Here is a 12,168-nt window from a genome sequence, read left to right as displayed (position 1 = left end):
TCGGTCGCCCTTCGGGAATACTCAGGACTTCCTTCGGTCGCCCTTCGGGAATACTCAGGACTTCCTTCGGTCGCTTACGCTCCCTCAGGATGACACCTACGCTTACGCTCCCTCAGGATGACACCTAATTAAGGACTTGGGGAGTGTGCAGTTTTAAACTTTAAACTGTGCACTTTTAAAACATAAATCGTCTAAAAACTGTGCACTTTTAATTTTTAAATAACATAAAAACTAAAAGCACTTGACATATAGCAAATTATTTGGTATAGTTAATATTCATATTGGGTTAGGAGAAAATTCAGCATTAGGTTTTTGAGGAGGTGAATAGGGTATGACAAAAAAGGATATTGTTTTAAATATTGCCGAAAAGGAAAGAAATCTTACTCAGGTGGACATAAAAAGAATAGTCCAAAGGATGCTTAATCAAATTATTGTCAGTTTAGAGCAGGGTGAGACTGTCGAGCTGAGGAATTTTGGGGTTTTTAAGGTAAAATCCAGGCGCGGTCGAATGGGAAGAAATCCCCGGACAGGTGAGGAAGTTCCTGTCCCTCCGAAAAAGGTGGCTGTTTTTAAGCCGGGCCTGATTATGAAGCAAAAGGTTAAATAGCAGGGGTTTTTGATATCAGAAGCAGGAAAAGTCAAGTGGTTTTTGAACATTAAAGGTTACGGCTTTATTGAACGCGGCAGTGGCGGGAATATATTAATGTATTTTTCTGCTATCCAGGGTGATAAAGGATCGCAGGCGGCAAACGCAGTAAAAGCATAAACAACAAGGGCAAAAAACAGAAAAAAGGCAAAACAAGGGGACGATTTTATTTTTTAGTCCCCTTTTCTTATTTTAATTAAATAAGGGTTTGATGATATGAAGCCGGCATCCCGTTTTTATGTTTCCCCGGAAAACATAGGCAGTAGTGAAATTTGGATAAGCGGCAAGGAAGCCCATCATATAATTGATGTAATGAGATTGGCCCCGGGAGACGAAGTAGTTGTCTTTGACGGAGAAGGCAAAGAGTACGAGGGGATAATCAAGCAGGAATCCGGGCAGAGCGTATTAATTAAGATAAATAGTGTTAAGCGGTTAGTGAAACAAAAGTTGGTAAAGATTATCCTGGCTCAGGCCATACCCCGAAAGGCCAGGATGGATTACCTGGTCCAAAAGTGCACTGAGCTGGGCGTGGAACAGATCATACCCCTGAGTACCGGGAGGACTGTGGTCAAATTGAACGGCTCGCGTTTGGCTTCTCGCTGTCAGAGATGGCAAAGGATAGCCGTTGAGGCTTCAAAACAGTGCGGACGGATTAGGATTAGCCGGATCAGGGAAGTAAGCAGTTTTAAAAAGGTTATTGGGCAGATAAAATCCTATGATCTGGCTTTAATCCCTTGTCTGGATAAGCAGGGCAAAAGCCTTAAAAAGGTTTTGGCTGTTTATAAAAGGACAGGTTCGGCTAAATCAAGAGAAATTATTATTTTCATCGGCCCGGAAGGTGGTTTTACGCCTGAAGAGATCAGAATGGCCAGGGAGGCTGGCGCTGTTTTGGTCAGCCTTGGTGAAAGTATATTAAAGAGCGATACGGCTGCTGTTGCTTCAATAGCGATAGTCGATTATGAATTGCGCCTGTAGCTCAGTGGATAGAGCACTAGCCTCCGGAGCTAGGTGTCGGGAGTTCGAATCTCTTCAGGCGCGCTACAGACAACTTACGAAAAATCAAAGATTTTTCGTAAGTTGTCTGTCCGAATTAGCATCAACGACTTGCCGTTAAGGCAAGTCGTTGATGCCTTTTAAAAAAGCTGCTTCGATATTTTTCAAAAGATTCTTCGGCCGCTTCATTAATCATGAAAACAGTTGCTTTTCATACGTTAGGCTGCAAAGTCAATCAATACGAAACTCAAGCCATAAGGGAACAATTTATCCAAGCAGATTTTCGGGAAGTGAGTAATAAGGAAAAAGCAGATGTTTATGTTATCAATACCTGCACGGTTACCGATAAGTCCGATCATAAATCCAGACAAATGATCAGGTTTAGCCACCGGCAGAACCCCGATGCCCGAGTGGTTGTAACCGGTTGTTATTCTGAGAAAGATGAACAGGATATAAAAAAAATAGAGGGGGTTGATTTTATTGTCAACAACAGCCGAAAACATAAGATAGCAGAAATTGTCAGGACAGGATTTTTTAACTGCCGGCCGGCAGCCGGTGATTATCAGTCGTATCCTTTCATAACGATAAGTAATTTCAAAAATCATACCCGCGCATTTATCAAAATTCAGGACGGCTGTGATCAAAATTGCTCTTATTGCAAGGTCAGAATAGTTAGGGGAAAGTCTAAAAGCCGCAGGCTGAATGATGTTATCAACCAGGCCAACACCCTGGCTGGTATGGGGTTTAAAGAAATAGTATTGATCGGTGTGAACCTCGGCTCCTATGGGCTGGACCTGCCTGCCGGCATTAATCTGCTTAGTGTAGTAGAATCATTGGAGCGGATAGACAGCATTAAAAGAATCAGACTTAGCTCTCTTGGGCCTTTGGATATAACGCCCCTGATGATCGAAAAGCTGACGGCTCCAAATAAACTTTGCCGGCATCTTCATGTTTCACTTCAGAGCGGGGATGATCATGTCCTAAAGCGCATGAACCGCAATTATAACAGCGCTGATTTAAGAAACCTGATTTGTAATTTCAGGAATAAGGCCAGAGACATTTCTATAACCCTGGATGTTATGGTCGGTTTTCCTGGAGAAGGAAAGGAAAACTTTAACAACACCCTCAAATTACTAGAGGAGATAGAACCAAACAGGATACACATCTTTCCCTATAGCAGAAGAAGGGTCACTCCGGCTTACATATTTTCGGATCATGTTTTACCGCGGGAAGTTAAGAACAGGTGTAACCAAATGAAGGAATTTGCGTTAAGGGCGTCACTTGCCTATAGACAGCGATTTTTGAATTCAACAGTCCAGGTATTGGTCGAAACTACACGGGATAAGGTAACCGGCCTTTTATGCGGTTATACAGATACTTATATCAAAATAGTGTTTAAGGGGCCGGATACGCTCAAAAATAGCATTATTCCGGTTGAAATTAAAGACGTAACCCTAAGTAATACAGTAGGTAAGATGGCTTAACTTGACAAGACTTTATTTGCGTGGTATACTTTCTAAAATTTTCAGAGCAAAATGCTTGATAATATCTTAAAATACATAAATTGGGTAGATGTTTTAGTGGTAGTATTGATTTTAAGGGCGGGTTATCTAGGTTTTAAAACAGGGGTTTGGCATGAACTACTCGGGCTTATTGGAATACTTGTTGCCATATTTATTCCCTTCCGAAATTATGCTCAACTAGGCAAGGTTATCGATATTCATTCCTTTCTTTCACTTCAAGCTGCTAAGATTGTTTCTTTTGTTTTATTGATGCTGGCGGTTCTTATCCTGGTTAAATTGATTAGGAGCCTGTTTAAGAAATTGGTGAAAGTGGAATTTATATCTGTTATTGAAAGTCTGGGGGGTACGATTATCGGTTTAGTACAGGCTGGTCTGGCCTGCGGTCTTATCCTGCTTGTTTTTACCTGGGTTCCGGCAAGATCTCTGCAGACAGCTATTACTAAAGGGTCATACTTAGGCAGCCGGCTGACCGGAGCACCCCCGGCTATTTATGATGGTTTTGTAAGATTATATTCCGGCAGTAAAAGTGAATTAACCGGCGAAGAGATATCGGATGACTTAACTATCGAACAGGAGAAACGGGAAAAATGAAACTAGAAACTATTTATAATCTGGCGATTAAAGAAGGCATAAAGACTGATCCCCGAAAGCGGCAATCGATCAGAAATAAAAATCCCTACAGCGACACTATGATTTTGCATGGAAATAAAAATGCTGAAATAAAGGCGATCCTGGCTGGAATTGATATTGCCGGTCCTGAACTTTTGCTGATTGATAACCTGCGGAGGTCTGGAAAGAAGATCGATTTGGCTTTGTCCCACCATCCCCAAGGCCCGGCCCTGGCAGATATTCATAAAGTTATGGCAGTGCAGGTAGATATTTTAGAGAAAGCCGGGCTTAACAAAAAGATAGTCCAGGGTTTGCTCGGCCAAAGAATGAAAGAAGTGGAAAGAAGATTTTCAGCCGTGAACCATAACCGGGCTGTTGATATGGCCCGGCTGCTGGATATTCCGTTCATCTGTATTCATACCCCTGCCGATAATCACGTAGTCAAATACCTTCAGTCTTTGATTGATAGAAAAAAACCCCGGCAGGTTAAAAATATAATGGAATTGCTGAATGGCATTCCTGAATATAGACAGGCAAAAGGATGGAGCGCTGGCCCGAAGCTGATTCTGGGTAAAGCAGACAATCCGGCAGGCAAAGTGCTGGTTGATATGACCGGAGGAACCGAAGGCTCAAAAGAGGTATTTGCCAGGCTTTCTCAGGCAGGGGTACAGACTATTATAGCTATGCACTTAAGCGAAGAACATTATAGAAAGATTAAACCCGAACATATTAATGTTATTATTGCCGGCCATATTTCCAGTGACAGTTTGGGTTTGAATTTATTGCTGGATAAGTTTTCTAAGAAGGAAAAATTGGAAATCATACCTTGTTCGGGATTCCAAAGGGTGGAAAGGAAAAGATAAAGCATGGCCGAATTTATTCCCGAAGAGGTAATCCAGCAGATCCAAAATAGGTCTGATATCGTTGAGACGATTTCAGGATACATTCCCCTGAGGCGCAGCGGCAACAGCTTTAAAGCGGTCTGCCCGTTTCATAACGAGAAGACGCCTTCTTTTATGGTTAATCCTGCAAGGCAGATATGGCATTGTTTTGGCTGCGGGCTGGGAGGGAATGTATTTAATTTTATAATGAAATATGAAAAATTGGAGTTTCCGGATGTTGTGCGGCTTCTGGCCGAAAAAACAGGTGTTGAAATACCGTCTTCTTTTAGAGGGCCGGCAGATGGCCGGTCTAAGGCTAAAAGGTTATACCGGATAAACGAATTATCAGCCCGTTATTTTCATAATAATCTGATTGATGAAAATAAAGGAAAATCAGCCCGCCGGTATCTAAGCAAAAGAGGGGTTGATTTAGAAACTATCAGGAAGTTTCGTCTGGGTTTTGCGCTGGATCAGTGGAATGGGCTCTTAAATTTCGCAAAAAAGCAGGGCGAAAAGGAAGATCTTCTCAAATTAGCAGGCCTGGTCATTGCGCGAAAAGAGAGGGGTTATTATGACCACTTTCGCAATAGATTGATATTTCCTATTTTTGATCTGCAGGACAGGGTGTTAGCTTTTGGGGGCCGGGTGCTGGATCAAAACCTGCCCAAGTACATTAATTCTCCTCAAAACCCGTTGTTTAATAAAGGGAGATGTTTATATGGCTTGAACCTGGCTAAACAAGCCCTGAAAGGAAAGGGATATTTTATTATAGTCGAAGGGTACATGGATGTCATAACTCTTTACAGGCTGGGAGTCAGGAACGTAGTCGCTACCTTAGGCACAGCGCTTACGATTGAACACGCCAAATTGCTAAAAAGATATGTTTCAAGCGTAGCGATGGTTTATGACGCCGATCAGGCCGGGGAAACCGCGTCGTTGAGAGGATTAGAAGTATTGCTTGAAGAAGGCCTGGAGATCAAAGTGGTGAGGTTAGCCGGGGGTTTTGATCCCGACAGTTTTATTATCGCTAAAGGAAAAGAAAATTTTGAAAAGACGGTTGTTACCGGCCAGGGCCTTTTTGACTATAAACTAGGACTGCTTACTAACAAATATAATCCCGAGAGATTAGAGGAAATAGCTAAAATTACTGCTGAGATGTTACCTACTATCGCCAGGATCGACAATGCTGTTTTAAAATCAGGATATATCCGTAAATTAGCCAGGGCATTATCCATCGACGAAGGTTCTTTATTGATAGAGCTGAAAAAAATTAAACGCAAAGATTCTTTTTACTGTCAATCTCAAGAAAATCCTGTTCCTAAATACAATTTTTCGATGAACGCAAAGGAAAAAACCCTGGTAAGCTTGATGCTGGAGGATCCTGAGACTGCCGGGTTGGCCAGAGACAATTTGGCTTTAGAAGACTTCAGGGATTTGAGGTTAAGACAGATAGCTGCTGTAATGTTTAAGATGGTTTCGGAAAAAAAGAAATACACCTCCTCTCAAATAATAAACCATTTGAAAGATGAACAGGCCAGTCAATTGATCTCCGGGCTTTCGGCAGGTCCTGAGCAGGTAGGTTCCAAACAACGCATTAGCCGGGATTGCATTAAAAAAATAAAGGCCGAGAGCCTCAAACAAGCAAGGCTGAATTTACAAAAAAAAATCAAAGTAGCTGAGGAAGCCAGAGACGACAAGGAGCAAATGAGGCTGTTGGGGGAGCTTAACAGCTTAATTAGGGTTTAAAAATGAAGAAGAAAAAGAAAACAAAATCTCTCAGGCACAAACGCAAAGTTGTGAAGAAAACCAAGCGGTTGAAAAGAGCTGAGCAAAGCAGCAATAAACAGGCCGGGAAAGCCAAAAGGTTGAAAAAATTGATCAAGTTGGGGAAAGAAAAAAAAGGCCTGTTGACTTATCAAGATGTCAACAAGCTTCTTCCTGCCAATTTGATATCTTCAGAGGAGATCGACAATATCTTTACGGCCTTGGACCGGGAAGATATTGAGGTTCTTGATTCCCGGCAAGTTGATGTGAGGATGAAAGTTCTGGCTGCGAGTAAAAAACAGACCGAGGCAGAAAGGCTGCAGATAACTGAGCCTGCTGATAAGGTAAATAAGTTAGATGACCCGGTCAGAATGTATCTGCGCCAGATGGGTCAAATACCACTTTTAAGCCGCGAGGAAGAGATAGGGCTGGCTAAGCAGATTGAAAGGGCCGAGGATGGGTTTAGGGAAGCCGTGTTCTCTTGTAAGGTTTCCAAACGAATAGTTCTTGAGATTGTAAACAAGGTCTTAAAGGATAAGACAACCCTGGAAGGTATTGTTGAAGAAGAAACCGAATTGAAAAACGGCGAAATTCTGAAAAAGATCCAGGGTTTAATCAGAAAATTAAGAGTGGTAAGGCAAAAAGATAAACTTTTAAATCTGCTTTTCAAATTTAAATTAGCTATAGACGTAGTTGAAGAAATAAGTGCCAAAATCGAACATCTGCTGGCTAAAATAGATAAAATTCAGAAGGATGTTATTAGAAAACAGGTTTTGAAGAAAAAAGGCGAGATCGGAAAATTAAAACAGGAGGTTTCCCGGACAAAGTTTTATCTTGCAGAACCTTACGCCAGGTTAAAACCACAACTAAGGTTGATTAGAAAGAGAAAGATAGAGTTGGCCAAACTCAAGAAAAAGTTGGTAGCGGCTAACTTACGGTTGGTTATAAGCATTGCTAAAAAATATACCAACCGGGGCCTTTCATTTCTTGATCTTATTCAAGAAGGGAACATCGGCCTGATGAAAGCGGTCGATAAGTTTGAATATCAACGGGGGTATAAGTTTTCGACCTATGCTACCTGGTGGATCAGGCAGGCTATTACCCGCTCGATCGCTGATCAGGCACGGACCATCCGCATTCCTGTGCACATGATCGAAACTATAAATAAGGTTTTTCGGACCTCCCGGCATTTGGTCCAGGAAAAAGGAAGGGAGCCTACGCCGGAGGAGATCGCTGAAGGTATGGATATGCCGGTTGAAAAAGTCAGGGGAATTTTAAAGATAGCCCAGGAGCCTATTTCTCTGCAGACACCTATCGGTGATGAGGGGGATACCCATTTCGGCGATTTTATCGAAGATAAAACAGCTGTTTCCCCGGCTAATGCCACTGTTTTTACTATGCTCCAGGAACATATGAAAGATGTATTGGATACCCTTACCAGCCGCGAGAAAAAAGTTCTTGAACTCCGGTTCGGCATAGGAGACGGTTGTCCGCGCACCTTAGAAGAGGTAGGATCTATTTTCCGTGTAACCCGGGAGAGGGTCAGACAGATAGAGGCCAAGGCATTGCGTAAGCTCAGGCATCCTACCAGGAGCAGGAGGTTGAGGACCTTTTTAGAAATGGGATTAGGGGAATGAACTTATTGTGCCGAAGATCAATAATTTAAAATTAGGGCAGGCCCCCCGAACGGTTCTTACTGTCGGAGATAAAGAAAACCTTAAAGCAATCAGCCATAAACGGGCCGATCTCTTGGAGCTAAGAGTAGACCGATTCGAAAAGATAAGCCCGGCCTATGTAACGCGGATTATAAGATCAAGAAGGAAGACCGGCCTTCCTTTGATTTTAACCATCAGGGACAAGAAAGAAGGAGGGGGCAGGTTTATTTCCGATCAGGCAAAACTGAAGTTGTTTAATAGTGTTGTGTTTTTAGTCGATGCCCTGGATATTGAGTTGAATTCTGCTATCCTGGCGCGGGTTGTAAAGATTGCCCATTCGAATAAAAAGACGGTTATAATTTCCTACCATAATCTTAAAACAACCCCCGGTATTAAAAGATTAAAATCCATAGCTTTAAATGCAAAAAGGCAGGGCGCTGATATAATAAAAGTTGCTGTTAACGCCAGCAAGGTAAAAGATGTAGCCACGCTTTTAGAATTTACCTTAGGCCATAAGCAGAAAAATTTAGTCACTATTTCCTTAGGTAAAACCGGCACGATCTCCAGATTATTCTTTCCATTGGCAGGGTCATTATTCACTTATGCTTACTTAGACAAGCCCTTTGGCTCAGGACAATTACCTTTAGCCCTGCTCCAAAAACACCTATCCCTTTATTATCCCGCACATAATAAATCTGTTAGCTAAATTTTAAAAGTGCACAGTTTAAAGTTTAAAACTGCACACTCCCCAAGTCCTTAATTTTGTTCTTTTTAAGATAGGTGTCATCCTGAGGGAGCGTAAGCGTAGGTGTCATCCTGAGGGAGCGTAAGCGACCGAAGGATCTCATAAAACCGTGTTTTCTGAGATTCTTCGGCCTTCGGCCTCAGAATGACCTTTTTAGCGTTATTATTTTTAATTTCGGTTAAGGTGTGCACTTTTAAAACATAAATCGCTCTAAAACTGTCCACTTTTAATTTTTAAATAACACGCACATAATAAATCTTGACAAACATCTTATTCTGTGATAATTTTTAAGACAAAGAAAAGGAGGCAGGAATTATGAAATATGTTGGGATTTGTTTTTTAGGTTTAGCAATTTTTTTCACAGCGTTTAATCCGGTGTTTGCACAGGGAGAAGAAGGCGTATTTTTTTATGACAATTTTCAGCTGGAAGACAGGGTGAATTTAGGGGTAAGGGGCGGTGCGGTTCTTCCCCAGATGGATAAAACTTATACTTTTAATATCGGAGGACCAGGAGATGTTGATATTAAGGGTAAAAACGGTTTTTTTGTAATCGGGATATTAACCTATGACCTTGGTGATTATCTTGCTATTGGGGTAGAAAGCGGTTATATGGAGTATGATCTTGAGTTTACAGACGCGGGAACCTACGATATGGGAACAGCCAGAAACATACCGCTTTTTGGCGATATCATCCTGCAATATCCCTTTGACCTGGAAGAATATGTTCTTGTTCCTTATGGAATCTTTGGTGTAGGAGTAGTATTTACCGATTTTAAAGAAAGTGACTGGGCTACTACTAATAATATCTCAGTATCAACCAAGAATGCCTTTGCTATGAAGTATGGCGCTGGTTTTGATTTCTATATAACAGACAGCATAGCTATAAATGTTGAAGGGGCTTATTTAGATACAGATATTGATACGACCATAGCTGTTACAGGGATTGGCAGCGACTCAAATGATATTAGGAACGATTCCTGGATGGTTGGCGGTGGTTTAAAATACCTATTTTAATAAAGGGTTGAAACAGATCTTACCTAACCCATTGACAAAAAAAGTTAACTATGCGTCAGTGGGTTAGGTAATTTTTTTATCTACAGCAGGGTTTTTGGATTTTTAGGTGAGGGGAATATGTCTGATAAACAGGACAAGGGTTTAATTCGTCAACTGGTGCGAGTCTGGTATTGTTTTTACGCGGTCCCTGCCGCCTGTTTACGCCGTCTTTACATTAGTTGGTTCGCGCGACGAAAGGAATTTTCACCTGCGCGCTCTCTCAGCAATTACGCAAGTTGCTCAGAGTATAGATTTTGACAAGGATTGACTGCGCGCCAAAAACATCGAGGAGCTGCGCGGCATTATGCTTCTGACAGGAAGGCGCAGGGAAAAAAACGCATAATGATAAGAGGATTTCTGTCAGTTATTTTGATTTTTAGTTTTTTGACTACCGGATATTCTAAAGGGCAGTGGGGTGACGCTCCTGATTTTACTTTACCCGGGTTAAGAGGGGAAAATTTTACCCTGTCGTCCTTAAAAAATAAAGTAGTTATTCTTGACTTTTGGGCTGTCGGATGTCCTCCCTGCCGGAAAGAAATCCCCGGTTTTATAGAGCTTTATAGCAAATATAAAGATGAGGGGCTGGAAATTGTGGGGGTCTGTCTGGATGGCCGGGGGAGGGTTAAGCCTTTTGCTGAACAAAAGGGAATAGACTATATTTTGGTATTTGCCGACAGGGAAGTTTGCCGGCAATATGGCGGTATCCGGTATATTCCTACCACTTTTATCATCGACCGCCGGGGCAACATCGCAAAAAGACATATCGGTTATGCTTCCAAGGAGACATTTGAAGAAGAAATTAAAGAACTTCTGAGCCGGGAAGTGGAGTAAAAGACCATGAAAGAAGTATCTTTTTTTATTGCCTTTGGCGCGGGTATGTTGTCTTTTTTTACACCTTGTGTTCTCCCGTTAATTCCCGCCTATATTTGTTTTATCACCGGCTTGTCTTTAGATGAAATTCAACGCTCCAAAGTTGATGATAAAGTTATCCGAAGTTTAAAGAAGATTTTCTGGCCGACGCTTTTTTTTGTTTTTGGGTTTTCGTTTGTGTTTGTGATCCTGGGGGCAACTGCAGTTTATTTAGGCAGGGCTATTTTTGCTTACGAAAAAATAATCAGGATTATTGGCGGCAGCGTGATAATCCTTTTAGGATTACACGTTGCCGGGGTTTTTAATATTAAATGGCTTGGGTATGAAAAAAAATTACACCTGCGAAACAAACCGGTTAACATGCTGGGGTCATTTATGGTAGGGTTAGCCTTTGCTATTGGCTGGACCCCGTGTGTAGGCCCGGCGTTAGCGGCAATATTAGCTTTGGCCGGGACTCAACAAACCCTTATTCAAGGGGTAATGCTTTTAAGCTCTTACTCTTTAGGATTGGGAATTCCTTTTATTCTGGCCGCCCTGGCCATGAGTACATTCCTTAATTTATTCGCCAGGATAGGAAAATACTTCAAAGTAGTTTCTATGATCAGCGGATTATTACTGATCGTTGTCGGGATACTGATTATAACCGGCTGAAGCAAAAAACCCGGTTAAAAGTGTCCCTGCATAACGTTAGCCAGCCGGGCACGGTTGAAGGTTTCCAGATGATAAGCTCGGTTTTTTTATTGGCGGGAAAACTATGGCGATAGAAAAGTTTCATGACGTTTCCGGCAGAGAGCATAACAGCTTAGCCAAAAAAGCCGGCCTTAAAATAGGTGATACAGTCAAAGAAGTAAACGGTACAGCGGTTATGAGTTTTTCGGATTTCAATAGCGTCATGAAAGAAATTCCGCCTAACAGGATAATTCCGGTAAAAATTGAAAGAAACGGCGAAAAATTTTACTCCCGAAATAGATTTTATTCTGGATAGCTTAGCAAGCGGCAAAAGGATTTCATTAGTTGTTATAATCGGTAAAGCATCAAATGCGGTTATTTTACCGTCTAATGTTAATTTGGGTGGATGGAAAGAAGGCATTGTTTCGCAGTTAGAATATGGAGCCGAATCTACCCACATGTAATGCAGAAATGTGTATAATAATTTTTCCCTATAATTCTAACGGACGTATTCAAAAGGTTGAATAGGGGGATGCTCTTGAAGCGTAACCCTGTTAGCTAAATTTTAAAAGTGCACAGTTTAAAGTTTAAAACTGCACACTCCCCAAGTCCTTAATCTTGTTCTTTTTAAGATAGGTGTCATCCTGAGGGAGCGTAAGCGACCGAAGGATCTCCCATAAAACCGTGTTTTCTGAGATTCTTCGGCCTTCGGCCTCAGAATGACCTTTTTAGCGTTATTATTTTTAATTTCGGTTAAGGT

Annotated in this window: 12 protein-coding genes, 1 tRNA gene and 1 pseudogene; all 14 read left to right on the top strand. The window is 41.7% G+C overall.

Annotation, left to right across the window (positions count from 1 at the left end; all coding sequences use genetic code 11):
* The first annotated feature begins 331 nt into the window (after nt 1-331).
* The 14 genes and pseudogenes from U9Q08_02350 to U9Q08_02285 all read left to right on the top strand — a co-directional run bounded on the left by U9Q08_02350 (nt 332) and on the right by U9Q08_02285 (nt 11,724).
* Nucleotides 332-607 (top strand): HU family DNA-binding protein, encoded by a 276-nt coding sequence (locus tag U9Q08_02350; GenBank protein ID MEA3328565.1) that lies wholly within the window; start codon nt 332-334, stop codon nt 605-607.
* Nucleotides 608-619: 12 nt separating this feature from the next.
* Nucleotides 620-724 (top strand): annotated as a pseudogene (locus U9Q08_02345) (cold shock domain-containing protein).
* Between the two features lie 138 nt (nt 725-862).
* On the top strand, nt 863-1,621 hold the full coding sequence (locus U9Q08_02340; protein ID MEA3328564.1) for a 16S rRNA (uracil(1498)-N(3))-methyltransferase: 759 nt from the start codon (nt 863-865) through the stop codon (nt 1,619-1,621).
* Nucleotides 1,612-1,684: transfer RNA gene (locus U9Q08_02335), tRNA-Arg, on the top strand. Before U9Q08_02340 ends, U9Q08_02335 begins: the two co-directional genes overlap by 10 nt.
* A 149-nt stretch (nt 1,685-1,833) precedes the next feature.
* Nucleotides 1,834-3,123: a tRNA (N(6)-L-threonylcarbamoyladenosine(37)-C(2))-methylthiotransferase MtaB gene (gene mtaB / locus U9Q08_02330; GenBank protein ID MEA3328563.1), complete on the top strand. Its 1,290-nt coding sequence runs from the start codon at nt 1,834-1,836 to the stop codon at nt 3,121-3,123.
* Nucleotides 3,124-3,174: 51 nt separating this feature from the next.
* The gene (locus U9Q08_02325) at nt 3,175-3,753 is read left to right on the top strand and encodes a CvpA family protein (GenBank protein MEA3328562.1); all 579 of its coding nucleotides are present in this window, start codon (nt 3,175-3,177) and stop codon (nt 3,751-3,753) included.
* The gene (locus U9Q08_02320; protein MEA3328561.1) at nt 3,750-4,634 is read left to right on the top strand and encodes an NGG1p interacting factor NIF3; all 885 of its coding nucleotides are present in this window, start codon (nt 3,750-3,752) and stop codon (nt 4,632-4,634) included. The genes U9Q08_02325 and U9Q08_02320 overlap by 4 nt, the downstream gene beginning before the upstream one ends.
* A gap of 3 nt (nt 4,635-4,637) precedes the next feature.
* The gene (dnaG, locus tag U9Q08_02315; GenBank protein ID MEA3328560.1) at nt 4,638-6,398 is read left to right on the top strand and encodes a DNA primase; all 1,761 of its coding nucleotides are present in this window, start codon (nt 4,638-4,640) and stop codon (nt 6,396-6,398) included.
* Between the two features lie 2 nt (nt 6,399-6,400).
* The gene (gene rpoD / locus U9Q08_02310; GenBank protein MEA3328559.1) at nt 6,401-8,053 is read left to right on the top strand and encodes an RNA polymerase sigma factor RpoD; all 1,653 of its coding nucleotides are present in this window, start codon (nt 6,401-6,403) and stop codon (nt 8,051-8,053) included.
* Nucleotides 8,054-8,060: 7 nt separating this feature from the next.
* A complete protein-coding gene (gene aroD / locus U9Q08_02305; protein ID MEA3328558.1) occupies nt 8,061-8,777 on the top strand; it encodes a type I 3-dehydroquinate dehydratase in 717 nt (238 codons plus the stop codon).
* A 354-nt stretch (nt 8,778-9,131) separates the two neighbouring features.
* A complete protein-coding gene (locus tag U9Q08_02300; protein MEA3328557.1) occupies nt 9,132-9,830 on the top strand; it encodes an OmpW family outer membrane protein in 699 nt (232 codons plus the stop codon).
* A 381-nt stretch (nt 9,831-10,211) separates the two neighbouring features.
* Nucleotides 10,212-10,700, top strand: a complete 489-nt coding sequence (locus U9Q08_02295; protein ID MEA3328556.1) for a TlpA disulfide reductase family protein — start codon at nt 10,212-10,214, stop codon at nt 10,698-10,700.
* A gap of 6 nt (nt 10,701-10,706) precedes the next feature.
* Nucleotides 10,707-11,390, top strand: coding sequence for a cytochrome c biogenesis protein CcdA (locus U9Q08_02290; protein ID MEA3328555.1), 684 nt, complete (start codon nt 10,707-10,709; stop codon nt 11,388-11,390).
* 103 nt (nt 11,391-11,493) lie between these two features.
* Entirely contained in the window at nt 11,494-11,724 is a 231-nt protein-coding gene (locus tag U9Q08_02285) for a PDZ domain-containing protein (GenBank protein ID MEA3328554.1), read from the top strand.
* Nucleotides 11,725-12,168 lie beyond the last annotated feature (444 nt).

The organism is Candidatus Omnitrophota bacterium (assembly GCA_034717435.1).
Taxonomy (GTDB): domain Bacteria; phylum Omnitrophota; class JAUWXU01; order JAUWXU01; family JAUWXU01; genus JAYELI01.
The sequence above is the reverse complement of the archived record's forward strand: the minus strand, read 5'-3'. Positions and strand labels throughout refer to the sequence as shown.

Bases quoted from the DNA above. Each gene is read 5' to 3' on its own strand.
- U9Q08_02350 (MEA3328565.1), top strand. From the start codon at position 332: ATGACAAAAAAGGATATTGTTTTAAATATTGCCGAAAAGGAAAGAAAT.
- U9Q08_02340 (MEA3328564.1), top strand. From the start codon at position 863: ATGAAGCCGGCATCCCGTTTTTATGTTTCCCCGGAAAACATAGGCAGT.
- mtaB (MEA3328563.1), top strand. From the start codon at position 1,834: ATGAAAACAGTTGCTTTTCATACGTTAGGCTGCAAAGTCAATCAATAC.
- U9Q08_02325 (MEA3328562.1), top strand. From the start codon at position 3,175: ATGCTTGATAATATCTTAAAATACATAAATTGGGTAGATGTTTTAGTG.
- U9Q08_02320 (MEA3328561.1), top strand. From the start codon at position 3,750: ATGAAACTAGAAACTATTTATAATCTGGCGATTAAAGAAGGCATAAAG.
- dnaG (MEA3328560.1), top strand. From the start codon at position 4,638: ATGGCCGAATTTATTCCCGAAGAGGTAATCCAGCAGATCCAAAATAGG.
- rpoD (MEA3328559.1), top strand. From the start codon at position 6,401: ATGAAGAAGAAAAAGAAAACAAAATCTCTCAGGCACAAACGCAAAGTT.
- U9Q08_02300 (MEA3328557.1), top strand. From the start codon at position 9,132: ATGAAATATGTTGGGATTTGTTTTTTAGGTTTAGCAATTTTTTTCACA.
- U9Q08_02295 (MEA3328556.1), top strand. From the start codon at position 10,212: ATGATAAGAGGATTTCTGTCAGTTATTTTGATTTTTAGTTTTTTGACT.
- U9Q08_02290 (MEA3328555.1), top strand. From the start codon at position 10,707: ATGAAAGAAGTATCTTTTTTTATTGCCTTTGGCGCGGGTATGTTGTCT.
- U9Q08_02285 (MEA3328554.1), top strand. From the start codon at position 11,494: ATGGCGATAGAAAAGTTTCATGACGTTTCCGGCAGAGAGCATAACAGC.